Below are 17,392 nucleotides of genomic sequence, written 5' to 3'. Positions count from 1 at the left end.
CTTGAGGACGGCCGACTGGAACTGGATACCAACCCGGTCGAGAACGCCATCAGGCCGGTGGCCCTCACAAGAAAGAATGCGCTCTTTGCGGGACACGAGATCGGAGCAGAGAACTGGGCGCTGCTAGCCTCCATTGTCGCCACCTGCAAGCTCAGCGACGTCAACCCGGTCGCCTATCTCGCCGAAATCCTGGAGGCCATCCTCAACGGCCACCCGCAGAGCAGGGTCGAAGACCTCATGCCCTGGAACTTCCGCAAGGCGTCAAGCCCGAAGCCAAAGGGCATCGCCTAAGCGCTTACCCCCCGCCGGGTCCCGGACAGGGCGCCGAAGCCCTTGCCCCGGCAGCCGCTAGGGCGCCTTGGCGCCCGACGCCGCCGCGCGGCCCGGCTGAATCCGCCGCAGTTCCTGCTCGACCAACCTCAGGTTGCGGGCCGGCTCGGCGACCAGCTCGACCGCGAAGGCCTCGATCAGGAGCGAGCCCGACATACTCGCTCGCCGCACTGCAGCAAAGGCCTCGTCCTCGCCGACCCGCAGCCGGTCCATGACCAGCAGCACGGCCTTGAGCAGGACCTGGCGGGCCTTGACCTGCTCCTGGGCGACGGCCAGGGCGGCCCGCAGCTCGCGTCGTTGGCGGTAGTTGTGATGGGCGAAGACCAGGGCCTTGAAGATGCCCTCGCGCCGGATCGGCTTGTTCAGCATGGCGCTCGGCTCGAGCGACAGCATCGCCTCGAGGCGTCCCGGCGCCTCGGTGCCGGTGATCGCGATGACCGGTGCGCCCGGGTCGGCCCAGCGCTGCTCGTCGACCGTGCCGGGCCCGCGGTCGGCGTCGAGGAACAGCACGTCGATCGGCCCGGGCGGATCGGCCGGCGCCGGCCAGGCGGCGACCGCCTCGATGCCGAAGCGGCCGAGCTGGTCGACCAGGGTCTGGCGGTTGCCGTCGGCCGGGTGCAGCACCAGCGCCCGGTGGCCGCGGAAGTTGGGGATCCGCGCGGTCACGACTTGACCAGCTTCAGGCTCGGCCGGCGCGCGCCGCCGGGCGCCTCGGCGCCGGCCGCCCAGGCCGCCGCCTCCGGTCGCTCCGGCTCGGCCGGCGCGCCGGCCTCGCCGAGGTCGACCCAGACCAGGTAGGGGTCGGGCTTCACCGGCTCCGGCGCCGCCTGGAAGATCTCGAACTGATGGTCGTCGCGCGCCCGGGCGAGCCGCGGGGTCAGGTAGCAGTGCGCGTTCTCGGCGTCGATCGTGACCCGGCCCTGGGGCGCCTCGACGCCGCAACCGAGGGCCGCCGCGCGCACCGCCTCGATCGCCGTCGTGCCGGCGGCGCGCAGCGCCTCGGCGAGCAGCAGCACGGCGATGTAGGAGGCCTCGGCGTCGGCGCTGGTCACGGCCTGGCGGCCGAAGCGGGCCTGGTAGCGCTCGATGAACCGCCGGTTGCAGTCGGACTCGATCGACTGGAAGTAGACGCTGGAGGAGATCAGGCCCCGGCTCGCCTCCGGCCCGATGCGCAGCAGCTCCGGCTCCGACAGGCTGCAGTCGGCGATCGGCAGGCGCTCGACCGCGAAGGCCGGCTCGCGCCGGCCGAGGGCCTGGAAGGCGCGCACGAAGGCGTAGCGGGAATCGCCGATCAGCGTCGAGAAGATGAAGTCGGGCCGCGCCCGCACGATGTCGCGGATCAGGTGCTCGACGTCGCCGCTGCCGACCGGCACGTACTTCTCGGAGACCACGCCGCCGCCCTTGGCGGCCATGATGTCGCGCAGGATCCGGTTGTTCTCCCAGGCCCAGACGTAGTTCGAGCCGACGCAGTAGGCGCGCGTGCCGTAGTCGCGCGCCAGGTGGCCGGCCAGCGGCAGGATGTGCTGGTTCGGCGCCGCGCCGGTGTAGATGACGTTGCCGCTGGTCTCGAAGCCCTCGTAGTGCGACGGGTACCAGAGCAGCCCGTCGTACTTCTCGAAGCAGGGGATCACCTCCTTGCGGCTGATCGAGGTGTAGCAGCCGATGACGTGGCTGATGCCGAGCTGCTTCAGGAAGTACTCGCAGGCCGAGCGGTAGGCCTCCAGGCTGGCGGCCGGATCGATGAAGTGCGGCTCCAGGTCGAAGTCGTAGGCCGGGTCGTCGTTGACCTGGTCGATCGCCAGCAGCGCGCCGTTGAGCATGGCGCTCGACACGGCGCTGTAGGGCCCGGTGATCGAGAAGACCAGTCCGACGGGAACCTTGCCTGCCATCGCGACGCGGCTCCTCCAGCGCTGGCGATCCGTGGGTCGAGGGTGCGCATTGTTGCGCGGCGGCGCGCCGCCCCGCAAGGGCGAGCGGCGTCGCCCGCCGCGCATGCCGTTGCCGCGCCGCGGCCTCGCTCCTATCCTCGGTGGCATCTCAACCAGGCAGCGGCGGGAGCGCGACGGGCGATGGATCTCGGTCTGAAAGGCAAGAAGGCGCTGGTGACCGGCGGCACCAAGGGCATCGGCCGGGCGATCTGCGAGCTGCTGGCCGACGAGGGCTGCGACGTCGCGCTCTGCGCGCGCAAGGCCGACGAGGTCTCCGCAACCGTCGAGGCGCTCTCCGCGCGCGGCGTCCGGGCGACCGGGCGGGCGCTCGACGTCGGCGACGGGCCGGCCCTCAAGGCCTGGGTCGCCGCGGCGGCCGAAGAGCTCGGCGGCCTCGACATCGTCGTGCCCAACGTCAGCGCCCTGGCGATCGCCCAGAACGAGGAGGCCTGGAAGAGCGAGTTCGAAGTCGACCTGATGGGCGCGGTCCGCGCCGTCGAGGCGGCGATGCCCTGGCTGGAGCGCTCCGAGGCCGCCTCGATCGTGATCATCTCCAGCGTCTCGGGGCGCGAGATCGACTTCGCCGCCGGCCCCTACGGCACGATGAAGGCGGCGCTCATCCACTATGCCCAGGGCCTGGCCTTCCAGCTCGCCGGCAAGGGCATCCGGGCCAACACCGTCTCACCGGGCAACACCTACTTCGAGGGCGGCGTCTGGAACCAGATCGAGACCGGCAATCCGGCGCTCTACCGCGAGGCCCTGGCGCTGAACCCGACCGGCCGCATGGGCCGGCCAGAGGAGATGGCGCGCGGCGTCGTCTTCCTGGCCAGCCCGGCGGCCAGCTTCGTGACCGGCACCAACCTGGTGATCGACGGCGCCCTGACCCGCGGCGTGCAGTTCTGAGGGGCGGCCCTACTCGCCGACGGCGCGCGTAGTGCCGTCGCTCTGGTTGTAGTAGAGCGTGATGCGGTGCAGGGCGCAGAGGTCGACGCCGGTCCAGACCACGGCCTCGCCGTCGTCGTAGACCGCCTTGATGTCCCAGCGGCACTGGTTCTCCTCGGCGTCGAACTCGATGTCGACCGTCTCGCCGCTCGGCAGCGGGTCCTCGCCGAGGATGTCCTCCTCCCACTGCTCGGTCTTTGTCGAGGAGATGTAGAGGCGGTCGATCTGGTAGCCGGTCTCGTTGAGCAGGGTGAAGTCCTGCTCGCCGGCCTGGGCCGCCGCCGCCCACAGCAGCAGCGCAGCGGCCAGCAGCGTCCCCTTCGCGATCGTCATGTCCGAAAGCCCCCGCGCGGCAGCGCGATGCCGCCGATCGCGCGACCATTAGCACGCCTTTTCGCGCCGCGACAGTGGCCGCCGCGGCGCCGGGACGGCGGCGGCGACGCTACGGGCGGATCACCGGGAACAGCTCGGAATCGAGCGGGCCGCCGGCCGGGATCTGCGGGTCGAAGAGCATCGGCTGGAGGTTCGGCCGGGGGTTGTAGGTCACGTCCTCGCCGGCCCAGCGCATGACGTAGGCGCGCCGCCACAGGTCGTCGCGGGCGTTGCCCGGCGCGCCGTGGACCGTCAGGCCGTGGTGGATCGTGCAGTCGCCCGGCGCCATCTCGAAGGCGACGATGTCCAGCTCGTCGCGCATCGCCTCGATGTCCGGCACCGGTGGCAGGTCCTCCTTGTAGAGGTCCTTGTCGATGAAGGATTCGGCCTTGTAGCGCTGGCCCCAGCGGTGCGAGCCCTTCACGTATTCGACCGCGCCGCTTTCCATGGTCACGGGATCGAGCGCGAGCCAGAGGGTCGCGACCATGTCGCCGGCGACCGGCCAGTAGGTCGCGTCGTGGTGCCATACCGTGCGGGTCGAGGTGCCCGGCGCCTTGATCAGGAACTGGTCGAAGATGAGGTTGACCTTCTTCGTCCGCATCAGGGCGCAGGCGACGTCGGCCGCCCGCGAGTCCCGGACGATGCCGCCGAGCTCGGCGATGTGCTTGTGGACGAAGGTATCGCTGAAGAAGCGTCCCGTGCCGTCGCGCGTGGCGTCGTTGCTCATGCGGCTCGGCGCCGCCATGTCGCGGGCCGCGACGTCGCGCAGGAAGGCCACCTGGTCTGGGTCGAAGGCCTGCCGCAGGCAGACGATGCCGTCGCGCCGGTAGGCATCGACGGCGGCCTGCCCGAGGGCGTCGGCGTCGAAGTCGTTCGTCAAGCTGTCCCCCCTTCCCCTGCGTCGCGCTGGCGGCCGCCGCGGCCGGACCCCGGCTCTGTCGCTTGAACGAGCCTAGCGGCTGCCGTAGATGATCCAAAACGATGAAATCAGATGCCTTGGATCGGATTTTCCGATGAAGATCGAGCAGCTGGAGACCTTCCGCTGGGTCGCACGGCTCGGGTCCTTCACGAAGGCCGCGGCGCGGCAGAACGCGACGCAGTCGACGGTCTCGACGCGGATTGCCGAGCTGGAGCACAGCCTGGGCGCGCGGCTCCTCGACCGGTCGCGCCGCCAGGTGCGCCTGACGCCGAAGGGACGGGACCTGCTGAGCTACGCCGACGCGATCCTGGCGCTGGTCGCGGAGGCGCGGCTGACGGTCGGCGATCCCGCCGCCCTGACCGGCGGCCTGCGGGTCGGCGTCGCGGAACTCGTCGCGCTGACCTGGCTGCCGGCGATGGTCTCGACCTTTCACGAGGCCTGTCCGAGGATCCAGCTCGACCTGGAGATCGGCCTGACCGACGTCGTCCTCGAGCGCCTGGTCGCCGGCGAGATCGACGTCGGGATCGTCGGCCTGTCGCACGCGCCGCCCGACGGCTTCGCCGCCACGCCGATCGGAGAGACCGCGTTCGGCTTCCTCGCCGCGCCCTCGATGGCCCTGCCGGCGCCCCCGCTCGATCCGGCCGCGCTGAAGGACGTCCCGATCATCTCGCTCGGCCCGGGGGCGGAGGTCGCCAGGCTGCAGGACGACTGGTTCCGCGCCGGCAGGGTCGCGCCGCAGCGCTTCAACAGCTCGAGCTCGATCGAGATCAGCGCCGGCCTGGCGCGCGCGGGGCTCGGCGTCGCCCTGCTGCCGGTCGCCTACTTCGCCTCCGACCTGGAGCGCGGCTCGCTGGTCCGGCTGGCGGTCGAGCCGCCCCCGCCGCCGGTCAGGTTCTTCGCCCTCCACGCGCCTGGCGGCGCCTCGACGCTGGCGTCCCGCCTCGCCGAGATCGCCCGCCGGTCGGCCCGGGCCTCGTCCTGGCGCGCCGCACGCTGAGGCCGCGCGGGCCGCGCGGCCTCAGAACGGCACGTTGACCGAGAGCGCGAGGCTGCCGAAGGTCTGCCAGTCGTCGCCGACGAACTGCGGCGAGCGGGTGACGTGGGTGTAGCTGACGCGCACGTTGCCGAGCATCACCGCGACGCCGAGCTGCAGGTCGCCGACGAAGTTCTTCTTCTGGACCGAGGGGCTGTCCTGGAAGGTGTTGCCGTCGAGGAAGATGTCGCGGGCGACCGCGCGCCCCTCGACGCTGGCGAAGAGATAGGCGTCGAGGCCGCCGCGGGCGAAGTAGGCCGAGCCGGGCACCGCGGGACGGATGCGCGGCGGGCCGAAGTCGCGGTCGAGGCCGCTGCCGATCCGCACCGTGCCGCCGGCCGCGGCGTTGGTCATGACGTTGCCCAGGGTCAGCCCCAGGTGCGGCATGAAGTCGACGCCGAAGTTGGTGTCCTCGATCGGCTCGTAGACCATGCGCCACTTGGTCGTGTAGCTGAGGTCGAAGCCCGGCTCGTTGCCGAGCTGGTAGCCCCAGCCGTTCGAGGGCTCGTTGCCGATCAGCTGGTGGAAGGAGTTCTGCAGCTCCTCGGCCAGGGCCCAGGGGCCGACCACGCCGATGTCGAGGTTGAGGGTCTCCAGCTGGCCGATCTCGGTCGCCGTCGCGTCGTTGTAGGAGACCAGGCCGAAGCTGGCGTAGAGCCAGCCGGCATAGGGCCGGTCCTTCGGGTCGGGGGGATTGGCCTGGGTGTCGGCCGGGGTGAAGTAGATCTGCCCGACGCCGACCGAATAGCGCAGCTCCCGGTCGGAGTCGAAGAAGGGCAGCAGGTGGCCCATGGAGCGGGCGAAGTGCGTGCAGTCGAGCTCGTCCGACAGGTAGGACAGGTGCGTGCCGGTCGTGTAGTCCTTGTCGGTGCCGCCGACGACGTCGTTCTCCAGCGCCACCGAGATGTAGCCGCCGCTGCTGCTGTCCTTGGCCCGCGCCGTGCAGGCCGACGGCTCCTTCGCCTGGGCGCCGGCTGCGAACAGCAGCAGGCCCGCAGCGGCCAGCCCGGCGGCGCGTGTCGCAACTCCCGTCATTCTCGATCCCCCTTGCTGCCGCGCGAACGCGGGCCCCTGGTCGTCCCTGTCAACGCTTCCAGTGGCGCGAGAGGTCCCTGCGCATGGCAGAAAACGCGTCAGCCCGGGAAATCGGTCGGTCGGGGGCACCGTTCACCAGGAAGGCGAAGGCGCCCCAGCCGCCGTCCTTGAACCGGAAGTAGCCGGCGAGGCTGGTGACCGAGACCGGCACGCCGAGCCCGCCGGTCTTGACCATGATGCGCCGGTTCCAGTTGCCGTCGGCCGCCGAGGCGCCGGCGCCGCCGGGCGCCGGCAGGGTCGTCTGCGGGCCGTTCGCCGGCACCGTCAGGGCGCCGAGCAGGCTGGGGAAGGTCTCGGTCCGGCGATAGCCCTGCTCGAGCAGCTGGACGAGCTGGCGCGCGGTCAGCCGGTCGGCGGGATCGAGGCCGCTGCCGTCGGCGAGCCGCGGCGCCGGGGCGCCGGCGGGCGCCGGAAATGCGCTGCCGTCGGCGGCGCCGGCGACGTGGGCCTCCAGCAGCCTGCCGGCTGCCGCCAGGCTCGGCGGCTGGTCGGGCTGCAGCCTGCGCTGCAGGTCGAGCGCCAGGGTATCGGCCTGCAGGTTGTTCGAGTAGGTCAGCATCAGGTCGATGGCGCGTGCCAGCTCCGCGCCCTGGTAGTCGAGCAGCGGCTCGGCCCCGGCGACCGGCTGCTCGGACACGGCGACCGCGCCGTCGATCCGGATGCCGGCCTGCTCCAGGAAGGCGCGGAACAGCGTGCCGGCATAGTGCGCCGGCTCGGCCAGCGAGCGGTAGAGCGTCAGGGTCTTGCCCGGCGGCAGGCTGCCGGAGACCAGCAGGTTGTTCTGCGCGCCCTGGCTGACCCGCTCGAGCGACAGCTGCGTCGGGCCGTCGGCGGTGGTGACGCTGCCCTCGACGGCGACGTCCGGCAGGTCGTAGGGCTCGAGCAGCAGCTGCGCCGCCTGCCCCTCCTCGGCGTCGGCGACGACCGTCAGGGCCAGGGAATTGTAGTCGACCGGGGTCGCCGAGAGCGGGGCGTCGTAGGCGTTCTCGCTGCGCGCCTCGGCGTCGCAGCGGTCGGCGACGTTGCAGGCGATCCTGCCGAACAGCCCCTCGTCGACGATGACGCCGCCGGTGACCTCCTTCAGGCCGCGCTGCGCCAGGCTGCGCGCCATCCGCCAGAGGTCCTCGTCGGTGATCGAGGCGTCGCCGCCGCCGCGCAGCACCAGGTCGCCCGAGAGCGTGCCCTCCTTGAGGGCGCCGCGCCGCAGCAGGCTGGTGGTGAAGCGCCAGCCCGGCCCCCAGGCCTCGAGCGCGCGTCCGGCGGTCGCCAGCTTGACCACCGAGGCCGGGATCAGCGCGCGGTCGGGGGCATGGGCGGCGAGCACCTTGCCGCGCTCCAGGTCGACGATCAGGCCCGCGGTCGCGGCGCCCTTGGCCTCGAGCGCCGTCAGGGCGGGCAGGTCGGCCGGCGGAGCAGCGCGCAGAGGCCCCGGCAGCAGCGTCAGGCAGAGCCCGAGCAGCAGGCAGGGGAGGACCGGGGCGACTCGGCTTGCACCCGCGCTCGGCGCTTGGTTATGTGAGGCCATGACAACGCCTTCCGCACCCGTTCATGTCATCGGCGGCGGCCTGGCCGGCAGCGAGGCCGCCTGGCAGATCGCGCGCGCCGGCCTGCCCGTCGTGCTGCACGAAATGCGCCCGCAGCGCAAGACGCCGGCTCATGCGACCGATCGCCTTGCCGAGCTGGTCTGCTCCAACTCCTTCCGCTCCGACGACTGGCGCAGCAATGCGGTCGGCCTGCTGCACGAGGAGATGCGCCGCTGCGGCTCGCTGATCCTGGCCTGCGGCGACCGCCACCGGGTGCCGGCCGGCGGCGCGCTGGCGGTCGACCGCGACGGCTTCGCCGAGGCGGTGACGGCGGCCCTGGCGGCCGAGCCGCTGGTCACGATCGAGCGCGGCGAGGTCGCCGGCCTGCCGCCGGCCGAGTGGGACAGCGTCATCGTCGCGACCGGCCCGCTCACATCCCCGGCCCTGACCGAGGCGGTGCTGGCGCTGTCCGGCGAGGACCAGCTGGCCTTCTTCGACGCCATCGCACCGATCGTCCACAAGGACTCAATCGACTTCGGGAAGGCCTGGTTCCAGTCGCGCTACGACAAGGGCGGCGGCACGGACTACGTCAACTGCCCGCTCGACAAGGCGCAGTACGAGGCCTTCGTCGCCGCGCTGCTGGCCGGCGAGAAGACCGAGTTCCACGCGTGGGAGAAGGACACCCCCTACTTCGAGGGCTGCCTGCCGATCGAGGTGATGGCGGAGCGCGGCATCGAGACCCTGCGCTACGGCCCGATGAAGCCGGTCGGCCTGACCGACCCGCGCACCGGCGGCCAGCCCTATGCCGTGGTCCAGCTGCGCCAGGACAACGCGCTCGGCACGCTCTACAACCTGGTCGGCTTCCAGACCAAGCTGAAGTACGGCGCCCAGGTCGCGGCCTTCCGGACCATCCCGGGGCTGGAGCAGGCCGAGTTCGCGCGGCTCGGCGGCATCCACCGCAACACCTTCCTCAACTCGCCGAAGCTGCTCGACGGCCGGCTGCGCCTGAAGGCCGAGCCGCGGCTGCGCTTCGCCGGCCAGATCACCGGCGTCGAGGGCTACATCGAATCGGCGGCGATCGGCCTGCTGGCCGGGCGCTTCGCCGCCGCCGAGCGGCGCGACGAGGTGCTGGAGCCGCCGCCGGCGACGACGGCGCTGGGCGCCCTGCTCGGTCACATCACCGGCGGCGCCGCCGCCGAGACCTTCCAGCCGATGAACGTGAACTTCGGGCTGTTTCCGCCGTTGGGCAGGAAGCTGCGGAAGGCCGAGCGCAAGCCGGCCTACGGCGAGCGGGCGCTCGGCGACCTCGACGTCTGGCTCGGCCCGGGCAAGGTCGCCGCGGAGTAACGGAGGCTTCGATATCGCCGCGACCGGCGATATCATCGCATCGCGGGCGGACCGGGGGGTCCGGGACAGCCAGGGGAAAGAACGGCGCGCATGACGATCATCGGACAGCTTCGGGACGCCATCCGCTCGCGGCAGGAGCGCATCCGCTACCGGCCCTTCATGGAGGCGACCATGGCAGCCTGCGCGCTGGTCGCGATCGCCGACGGCGAGGTCAGCTTCTCCGAGCGCGTGCGCCTCGACCAGATGCTGGAATCCCTGGAGGAGCTGCAGGCCTTCGACCCGCACGAGGCGGTCGACCGCTTCAACGACTACGTCCAGCAGCTGACCGACGACCCCGCGACGGCGCAGGCCGAGGCCCTGGAGGCGGTGCGCCACTTGGCCGACGACGAGGAGGAGGCGGCGCTGGTGCTCAAGCTCTGCATCGCGCTCTGCCGCGCCGACGGCCGCTTCACCGAGACCGAGCGGGTCGCCGCCAAGCGGGTCGCGGAGACCCTGGGCCTCCCGGCACCCGACTATCTCAGCGTCTGAATTGTTCCTTGACCCATTTGGGAGTAAATTGTTTCTCCTAACTATTTCTGTGCGCATCTTCTTCTATGATGACAGATGGGAGATTCTCAATTTTTTCAGCCACCACCACTCCGATTTTTTTAAGGTTTTTGCGCACAAGCGATGAGAAATATCGATCTGAACGAAATATGTGTACATATGCTGCATAAGAGAGATGAACGAAATCTCCACCATCACTTTTTAGATTTTTCCTAGGACTTGTTGCATGCTGAGAAACGTACTCATGCAAACATACTGACACTAAATCCATAGATGGGAAAGCACCATATGGGAGATCCAGCAGAGCATCGATATGATCCATCGAGATTCGATAGGGGGACGTTCCTTCGCGAACTGCTGAACGAAGCGCTTTCGCCATACTCTCTCTAAGAAAAAGCGGGGTTATAGTTTTTCCGATATGCCCCCTGTATTCGGGCGGAATATTTCCCAAATCACCCCTCAGTTGATTTATTGAATTAAATACGTCCAATCCTAAATTGTCTATCCAAGCTGGGACCTTCTTCATATCTTGAAATTTTTCAAAATACCACCCTACGAAATTGCTCGGCCTAGTGACGCCCAACATAACCTCTCTCGCAACAGCCTCTTCATCGATTTCCCCAAGCATAAGTCGCAAAAAATATCGCTCTCTATAAAATCGTTCTGATAGTGGAAATCTTCGCTCCAAGCTGGCGCTTGCATTGACAATTTCAGCTTCACTCATATTCGAGATAACCTGCCGAACGTAAGCCATGCTGGCCGCTTGTCTAATTAAAATTCGGCGTTGATTTCTATTCAATCCAGGCTGTTCTCTTATTGTTTGTTTAATTTTTCCAATCACTTCCTCTTTAAAGTTTTCGAACGAAATTTTACCCCCTGGATACCAAACACCCTCATCAGAAAGTGGTGAAAAACTATCAAGCTCAAGCGTACCAGTAACGCTCGATATAGCCCTCTTCTCCTCCTCCTTCCACATGACGCCGGCAAATTTCAGGCATTTCAGGTCACACAGCTCCTCAATAATCTTTGCCTTCCGTTCAGCGACGTCCTTGTGGCCAGTCTCGTATTTAGTTATTTCCGCTAAGTGCGCAGCAGAGAACCTGAAATCTACCCTCCCAGAATTCTTGAAGTGCAATAATTCATCGTACACTGATCTCAGATGTGAAAGATTTTTATCGCGCTCGATATCCGCAAATTTCGAAAAATCGCTCGTATCCAAATAGACAATTAAAGGATCCGAACCCACCCCGGCTCTCCTTTTGCAGAAAGAATCACGTCACCAAATATGGCAACCTTCACCTTAGAATCTTGAGTTGCACGCTAGCTAGCGAGATCGATTTAGCTCATTTCCACGTCAAGCGGCTGCTATTGGTGCCAAGCCAAAATCATCTGCTATCCTCCACCAAATGCGAAGACCCAAGCTAGGATCCAGGCACGCTGCGGCAGGTCGGCGGCGACCGCCGGATCGAAGGGGTCGTAGCCGGCTCGCTCCAGGCGCTCCAGGTAGCGACGCGCCAGGGCACCGACCAGCAGCGGGGCGCGCGCCAGCTTCGGCAGCGCGGCGACCGCCGGCCGAGCCTCGTCCAGCCGCTCGGCGGCCCGCTTCGCCAGGCGCATGACGACGCCCGAAAGCGCTTCGGAGCGCTCGAAGGCGAAGACCTGCCGCGGCGTCACGCCGGCCGCGGCCAGGTGGTCGGCCGGCAGCAGCAGGCGCCGGCGGCCGGCGTGGAAGGGCAGCGCCCGGACCAGCCCGATCAGCGCCCAGGCGATGCCGACCTGGCGGGCCGCGCGCCGCGCCGCCTCCTGCCAGTCCGCGCCCTCGGCGCCGAGCACCGCCAGCTGCAGCTCGAGCAGGGTTGCCGAGGTCTCGGCGCAGTAGCGCTCCAGGCCGTCGAGGTCGGCCGGCGGCTCGGCGTCGAGATCGGCGCTGCGGGCCTCGACCAGGCGCTCCAGCAGCGCCCGCGGCAGAGCGTGGGCGGCGACCGCGCCGGCCAGCGCCTCGACGACCTCATGGCGCCGCGGCCGGCCGTCGTAGAGCTCCCCCAGCGCCTCCTGCCACCAGGTCAGGCGGATCTCGCCGAGCAGCGGCTCGGAGACGACTTCCGCGGTCTTGGCGATCTCGTGGTTGAAGGCGATCAGCGCGAACAGCGCCTCGCGCCGGGCAGACGGCGCGAACAGCGCCGCCGCGTAGCGGTCCGGGTCGCGGCGGCGCGCCAGGTCGGCGCAATAGGAAAGGCGCGGTGTCGTCGGCACGGGCCTGGCGTCGGCAAGGAGGTGGTGCGGGCGGTACAAGCCGACATAGGCTCAAGGCCGTGCCGGAGCAAGCCGCGCCCGCCCCGGCCGGAAAAGAGGGCCGCCATGGATGCCATCCTGAAGTCGCCGGTCCGCAGCGCGCTGCTCGGGCTGCTGCTGGTCGTACCGCTGCTGCTGTTCGTCACCCCCGAAGCCTGGTCGGGCGAGTTCTGGCGCTTCGTGGCGCGCTGGCTGCACGTCGTCGCCGGCATCCTGCTGGTCGGCCTGCTCTGGTTCGCCAACCTGCTGCAGCTGCCGCTGATGCCGCGCCTGCCGGAGGACGCGCGGGCGCCCTTCGCCCGGACCTTCGGGCCGGCGCTGCTGCTCTGGCTGCGCTGGTCGGGCCTGGCGACCGCCGCGACCGGCCTGCTGCTGGCCTGGCTGATGGGCTACCTGCCGCAGGCGCTGACCCTGGGGGCCATCGAGGGCTTCGCAGTGCCCAGGCACAGCGCCATCGGCCTGGGCATGTGGATCGCCCTGGCCATGATCGCCAACCTCTGGCTGTTCATCTGGCCGCAGCACCGCATCGCCCTGGGTCTGACCGGCGCCAGTCCCGAGCGGCGCCTGGCGGCGGCGCGGCAGGCGCTCTACGCCACCCGGATCAACTTCGCCGCGTCCCTGCCGATGCTGTTCCTGATGGTCTCCGCCCAGAACCTCTTCTGACGCGGCGGCGAAGCCCAGCCCTGCACGACGGGCGCTTGGCCGGGCCGGCGATCCGGCCCTAGGCTCGGGGATCGCCAAAGGGGAGCCGGAGTGCGTCTCTGGCCGAGGGCCGCCTGACGAACCCGTGATGCGGCAGCGCGGCCACTGGCTGTGGTGCCGTCGAGTGACCATATCGGCCGCAAGAAAGTTCCCTGGAGAATGAGAATGGAGAAAGCGAGCTTTGCCGCCGGCTGCTTCTGGGGCATCGAGGATGCCTTTGGGCAGGTGCCCGGCGTCATCCAGACCGAGGTGGGCTACATGGGCGGCAACTGGCCGAACCCGACCTACCATCAGGTCTGCAGCGGGGTCACCGGCCATGCCGAGACGGTCCGCGTGATCTACATCCCCGAGCTGGTCGGCTACCACGACCTGCTCGACCTGTTCTGGCAGATCCACGACCCGACCCAGGTCAACCGCCAGGGCCCGGACCGCGGTCCCCAGTACCGCAGCGCGATCTTCGTCCACGACGAGGGCCAGCGGGCCGCCGCCATGGCCAGCCGGGCCGCGCAGGACGCCTCGGGCCGCCATCGCCGCCGCATCGCGACGATCATCGAACCGGCCGGCGACTTCTGGCGCGCCGAGGAATACCACCAGCAGTACTTCGCCAAGCGCGGCCTCGCCAGCCTGCACGCCTGACCGGACGCTCGGCCGGGCAGCCGGACTCCGGCGCTCGAGGCGGCCCCGCTTCGGACGCCGGCCCCGGGTTCTCTGGCCCAGGGCTCTCTGGCCCCGGGTTCTCTGGCAGAAGGCTCTGGCGGCGTCGCTCAGCGCGGCTTGCGCAGGCCGATCAGCAGGCAGATGCACTGCAGGACGCGCTCGATCTCGCGCTTCGGCTCGACCAGCTCGATGCCGACGGCGCGTTCGTCGCTCCACACGCAGACGCCGCGGAACGAGCCGGCCGCCGGATGCTCGAGCATGACAGGGCTGCCGACCGGGCTGCCGTCCGGGCAGCCGTCGGGCAGCGCCAGCTTCATGCCGCGCACCGAGACGTCCTGGACCACGGCGCGCAGCCGGCGCCCCTCGGTCAGCAGGTCGATGTCGATGGCCTCGTCCGGAAGGTAGCGCAGACTCTTGCGCTGCTCCGCCAGCTCAGGATCGAACTTCTCCGCCGGTGTCATGATCGGTCCGCAATCAACTCCTGCGCTCTAACAATGCGTCGGCGTTGTTACCATTGGGTTAATGATCCACCGTAAAACGCGGATATTCCAGATAATTTCCACTACTGTTGCGAGTTTTCGGCGATCGATCCCGCCGGACCGCGGCCGCCGGAGCGCCGCCGCGGGAACCGAAACGCCCCCCGGGGCGCTGTCCTCGGACGGCTGGGGCCGGGCCTGCGCGAACGGGCGGACGGTATCGGCGAGCATCCGACGAGGGCCGGAGGGGATGGGCGGCCATGACGGGGAAAGGCGAGCGAGGCAAGGCAGATCCTGCGCCGCCGGGCCGGCCGGCGGCAGCGGCCGAGCGCTCCGAGGAACCGGCCGGCTGCCGGGCCGAAGACGAGCGGCAGGCCCCGCGCGAAGAGCTGCGGTCGACCAACGAGGAGCTCTCGACGCTCAACGGCCGGCTGGCGGACAGGGTGCGCGAGCTGGAGGCGGCCAACGACGACCTCGCCAACCTGCTGAGCTCGACGGACATCCCGACGGTCTTCCTGGACCGGCAGCTGCGGATCCGGCGCTTCACGCCGGCCTCGACGGCCCTTCTCGCGATCCGGCCGTCTGACGTCGGACGGCTGTTCGAGGACCTGCCCCCGCGCGTCGGCGACCCGCAGTTCCCGATCGACGCGGGGCGGGTGCTCGACGACGGCGAGAGCCGCCAGGCCGAGGTCCACGACCGGAGCGGCCGCTCGTTCATCCGCAAGCTCCTGCCCTATCGGACCGGCGGGCCGGCGATCGCCGGCGTCGTCCTGACCTTGACGGAGGTCACCGGTCTGAGGCGGGCCATGGACCAGCTCGGCCAGCTGGCCCGCCAGCGCGAGGCGGTCGTCGAGCTCGGCCGCCTCGCGCTCACCGAGGCGACGCCGGAGCGGCTGTTCGAGCGCGCGGTCGCGCTGCTCGGGCAGCATCTCGACTGCCGCTACGCCGAGGTCCTGGAACTGCTGCCCGGCGGCGAGGCGCTGCTGCTGCGCGGCGGCGTCGGCTGGCAGGACGGACTGGTCGGCAGGGCAAGGGTGCCGGCGGGCCGCGAGTCCCAGGCCGGCTACACCCTGCAGAGCGCCATCCCGGTGGTCGTCGCCGACCTGCCGCGCGAACACCGCTTCGCCGGACCGCCGCTGCTGGTCGAGCACGGCGTGATCGCGGGCATCAGCGTGGTCATCGGCCCGGAGACGGCCCCCTGGGGCGTGCTCGGCGTGCACGACGACCGTGGGCGTGCCTTCAACAGCGACGACGTCGGCTTCGTCCAGTCGGTCGCCAACCTGCTGTTCGTGGCGATCCAGCGCCGCAGCACCGTCGCCGAGCTGGAGCGCAGCGGCCAGCGGCTGCAGCTGGCGCTGGACGCCGCGCGCATGGGCACCTGGGAGTGGCAGCTGGCGAGCGGCCGGGTGACGCTCGACGCGCGCGCCTCGCGGCTCGTCGGCCTGCCGCCGGGCGCCGGGCCCATCGCCCTGTCCCACCTCGCCGCCCTGCTGCCGGCGGAGGAGCTGCGAGCGGCGCGCAGGAGACTGCTCGAAGCCCGGCGCAGCGGCTCGCTCGACTGGCCGGAGCTGCGCGTGCCGCGCGAGCGGCCGGGCGGACCGCGCTGGCTCGCGGTGCGCGGCCGCACGCTCGGCCGCGACCGGCGGGAGGAGGGGCGGATGATCGGCACCGTCCAGGACATCACGGCACAGAAGGAGGAGTTCCAACGCCGCGAGATGCTGATGGCCGAGCTGGACCACCGGGTGAAGAACATCCTGGCCAACGTCAACGCGATCGCCCGCCAGACCGGCCGGCGTCACCGGGATGCCGGCGAGTTCATCACGACCCTCGAGGGCCGCATCCGGGCGATGGCCGACTCGCATTCGCTGCTCAGCGCCTCGCGCTGGACCGGCGCCGACCTGCGCACCCTGCTCGCCTCCGAGCTGGCGCCCTACAGCTCCCAGGACAGCGATCACGTGGCCGTCACGGGCCCGACCCTGATGCTGGCCCCCAAGGCCGCCCAGTCGTTCAGCCTGGCGCTGCACGAGCTGGCCACCAACGCCGCGAAGCACGGCTCGCTGAGCCGCACCGACGGCCGGGTCTCGGCGAGCTGGGAAGTGGTCGAGACCGAGGCCGGCACCCGCGTGCGCTTCGAATGGCGGGAAGCCGGCGGCCCGGCCCCGGCGGGCAACGTCAGCGACGGCTTCGGCATGACGGTGCTGAAGCGCATGGTCCCGAAGGACCTGGGCGGCGAGGCCGAGCTCGCGCTGGCGCCGGACGGCCTCGCCTACCGCATCCACTTTCCGCTCGACCAGGTGATTCTCGCGGACGACGAGGCCGACGTGCGCACGCCCTGGGCGAGCCTGGGTGCCGGCGAGGCCGGCGGCCACGCCGAGCCGGCGCGGCCGGCGGAGGAGCTGCGCAGCCTGAAGGTGCTGATCGTCGAGGATGCCTGGGCGGTCGCCGAGCAGCTGCGCACCATCCTGGAGCTGCTCGGCCACCAGCCGGTCGGCCCGGCCTCGAGCCTCGCCGAGGGCCTGGCCCTGGCGGAGCTCGACGGGCTTGACGCCGCGATCCTGGACATCCGCCTGGACGGGGACAGCGTCTTCCCGCTGGCCGAGCGGCTCGCCGAGCGCGGCCTGCCCTTCGGCTTCGTCTCCGGCTACAACGACGCGCCGCGGATCCCGGCCGCCTTCCGGGACCGGCCGTCGATCAGCAAGCCCTTCGCCGACGGAAATATTCGAGCCTTGATCGAGCAGCTGGTGAAAAACTAGGAACTGCAGAGACTTCGCCGTTTCCGGCCAGTTGCAAATGTCGGTCGGGTGAGAATTTCGCCCTGAAAGCGACAGAATCCGGTGCTTCGTAGCCGGGGCAGTAATCGGCAGGCTCGCCGACAGAGGTCGAGGGAACTGCGGGAGCCGATGGGTCGTTGTCGGTTCAGTCAGTCCCCCCGCGCGCGGAGCACCCGACCCATGTGTCAGACGATCTTCCTGAAAGAGAACGAGGCGATCGAGGAGTCGGACAGACCCCTCGTCCAGGTCGTCCATCGCCTCGGCGCCGGCGCCCTGCCGGTCACCGAGATCTACGCCTACACGCGGGGCAGGCGTCCGACGCTGGTGCGCACCTCGCTCGACAGTCTGGCCGTGGCCCTCGACGAGGCCCGCACCCATGCCGAGCTGGCCGGCATCGAGCAGGTCTACGTCCTCGACCTGGTGCCGGAGCTCAGCGAAGCGGTCTAGGCAGGCGAGGCA

At 69.8% G+C, this 17,392-nt stretch carries 18 protein-coding genes; 9 read left to right on the top strand and 9 right to left on the bottom strand.

The window, feature by feature from the left end; genetic code table 11:
• Nucleotides 1–291: transposase domain-containing protein (locus tag B9O00_RS28875; RefSeq protein WP_143596383.1), on the top strand; the 291-nt coding region annotated here is incomplete at its 5' end.
• 57 nt (nt 292–348) lie between these two features.
• On the opposite strand, the gene B9O00_RS28870 is transcribed toward B9O00_RS28875, so the two are convergent.
• Both B9O00_RS28870 and B9O00_RS28865 read right to left on the bottom strand, forming a co-directional pair.
• Nucleotides 349–996 (bottom strand): ANTAR domain-containing response regulator, encoded by a 648-nt coding sequence (locus tag B9O00_RS28870; RefSeq protein ID WP_085126324.1) that lies wholly within the window; start codon nt 994–996, stop codon nt 349–351.
• Nucleotides 993–2,219, bottom strand: coding sequence for a transporter substrate-binding domain-containing protein (locus B9O00_RS28865; protein ID WP_085126322.1), 1,227 nt, complete (start codon nt 2,217–2,219; stop codon nt 993–995). Before B9O00_RS28865 ends, B9O00_RS28870 begins: the two co-directional genes overlap by 4 nt.
• A 180-nt stretch (nt 2,220–2,399) precedes the next feature.
• Between B9O00_RS28865 and B9O00_RS28860 the strand changes: the two genes are divergently transcribed.
• Entirely contained in the window at nt 2,400–3,161 is a 762-nt protein-coding gene (locus B9O00_RS28860) for an SDR family NAD(P)-dependent oxidoreductase (RefSeq protein ID WP_085126320.1), read from the top strand.
• A 9-nt stretch (nt 3,162–3,170) separates the two neighbouring features.
• On the opposite strand, the gene B9O00_RS28855 is transcribed toward B9O00_RS28860, so the two are convergent.
• Nucleotides 3,171–3,533 (bottom strand): hypothetical protein, encoded by a 363-nt coding sequence (locus B9O00_RS28855; RefSeq protein ID WP_085126318.1) that lies wholly within the window; start codon nt 3,531–3,533, stop codon nt 3,171–3,173.
• A gap of 109 nt (nt 3,534–3,642) precedes the next feature.
• Nucleotides 3,643–4,452, bottom strand: a complete 810-nt coding sequence (locus B9O00_RS28850; RefSeq protein WP_085126316.1) for a phytanoyl-CoA dioxygenase family protein — start codon at nt 4,450–4,452, stop codon at nt 3,643–3,645.
• A 133-nt stretch (nt 4,453–4,585) separates the two neighbouring features.
• On the opposite strand from B9O00_RS28850, the gene B9O00_RS28845 reads away from it, so the two are divergent.
• Complete coding sequence (locus B9O00_RS28845) at nt 4,586–5,488, top strand: LysR family transcriptional regulator (RefSeq protein WP_159460364.1); 903 nt, start codon at nt 4,586–4,588, stop codon at nt 5,486–5,488.
• Between the two features lie 21 nt (nt 5,489–5,509).
• On the opposite strand, the gene B9O00_RS28840 is transcribed toward B9O00_RS28845, so the two are convergent.
• Both B9O00_RS28840 and dacB read right to left on the bottom strand, forming a co-directional pair.
• A complete protein-coding gene (locus tag B9O00_RS28840; protein ID WP_085126312.1) occupies nt 5,510–6,559 on the bottom strand; it encodes a lipid A deacylase LpxR family protein in 1,050 nt (349 codons plus the stop codon).
• A gap of 49 nt (nt 6,560–6,608) precedes the next feature.
• Nucleotides 6,609–8,144 carry a D-alanyl-D-alanine carboxypeptidase/D-alanyl-D-alanine endopeptidase gene (gene dacB, locus B9O00_RS28835; protein WP_085126310.1) on the bottom strand — a complete coding sequence of 512 codons (1,536 nt, stop codon included), beginning with the start codon at nt 8,142–8,144 and terminating at the stop codon, nt 6,609–6,611.
• Here dacB and trmFO point away from each other — a divergent pair.
• Together trmFO and B9O00_RS28825 are read left to right on the top strand one after the other, a co-directional pair.
• Nucleotides 8,143–9,489, top strand: coding sequence for a methylenetetrahydrofolate--tRNA-(uracil(54)-C(5))-methyltransferase (FADH(2)-oxidizing) TrmFO (trmFO, locus tag B9O00_RS28830; protein ID WP_085126308.1), 1,347 nt, complete (start codon nt 8,143–8,145; stop codon nt 9,487–9,489). The genes dacB and trmFO overlap by 2 nt on opposite strands.
• 90 nt (nt 9,490–9,579) lie before the next feature.
• On the top strand, nt 9,580–10,017 hold the full coding sequence (locus B9O00_RS28825; protein WP_085126306.1) for a tellurite resistance TerB family protein: 438 nt from the start codon (nt 9,580–9,582) through the stop codon (nt 10,015–10,017).
• Nucleotides 10,018–10,054: 37 nt separating this feature from the next.
• On the opposite strand, the gene B9O00_RS32800 is transcribed toward B9O00_RS28825, so the two are convergent.
• Complete coding sequence (locus B9O00_RS32800; RefSeq protein WP_143596382.1) at nt 10,055–11,281, bottom strand: hypothetical protein; 1,227 nt, start codon at nt 11,279–11,281, stop codon at nt 10,055–10,057.
• Between the two features lie 146 nt (nt 11,282–11,427).
• The gene (locus B9O00_RS28820) at nt 11,428–12,288 is read right to left on the bottom strand and encodes a phytoene/squalene synthase family protein (RefSeq protein WP_159460363.1); all 861 of its coding nucleotides are present in this window, start codon (nt 12,286–12,288) and stop codon (nt 11,428–11,430) included.
• A gap of 105 nt (nt 12,289–12,393) precedes the next feature.
• Here B9O00_RS28820 and B9O00_RS28815 point away from each other — a divergent pair, with 105 nt between their 5' ends.
• Nucleotides 12,394–12,990, top strand: coding sequence for a hypothetical protein (locus tag B9O00_RS28815; RefSeq protein ID WP_085126302.1), 597 nt, complete (start codon nt 12,394–12,396; stop codon nt 12,988–12,990).
• Nucleotides 12,991–13,194: 204 nt separating this feature from the next.
• Nucleotides 13,195–13,665, top strand: coding sequence for a peptide-methionine (S)-S-oxide reductase MsrA (msrA, locus tag B9O00_RS28810; RefSeq protein WP_085126299.1), 471 nt, complete (start codon nt 13,195–13,197; stop codon nt 13,663–13,665).
• 128 nt (nt 13,666–13,793) lie between these two features.
• Here msrA and B9O00_RS28805 read toward each other — a convergent pair whose 3' ends face one another.
• Complete coding sequence (locus B9O00_RS28805) at nt 13,794–14,147, bottom strand: PilZ domain-containing protein (protein WP_085126297.1); 354 nt, start codon at nt 14,145–14,147, stop codon at nt 13,794–13,796.
• 275 nt (nt 14,148–14,422) lie between these two features.
• Here B9O00_RS28805 and B9O00_RS28800 point away from each other — a divergent pair, with 275 nt between their 5' ends.
• Both B9O00_RS28800 and B9O00_RS28795 read left to right on the top strand, forming a co-directional pair.
• Entirely contained in the window at nt 14,423–16,915 is a 2,493-nt protein-coding gene (locus B9O00_RS28800) for an HWE histidine kinase domain-containing protein (RefSeq protein ID WP_085126295.1), read from the top strand.
• Nucleotides 16,916–17,113: 198 nt separating this feature from the next.
• Nucleotides 17,114–17,380, top strand: a complete 267-nt coding sequence (locus tag B9O00_RS28795; RefSeq protein ID WP_085126293.1) for a hypothetical protein — start codon at nt 17,114–17,116, stop codon at nt 17,378–17,380.
• The last annotated feature ends 12 nt before the right edge of the window (nt 17,381–17,392 follow it).

Source organism: Tistlia consotensis USBA 355, assembly GCF_900177295.1.
GTDB lineage: Bacteria > Pseudomonadota > Alphaproteobacteria > Kiloniellales > DSM-21159 > Tistlia > Tistlia consotensis.
Note: the sequence above shows the minus strand (reverse complement) of the source record. Positions and strands in the feature narration are given on the sequence as shown.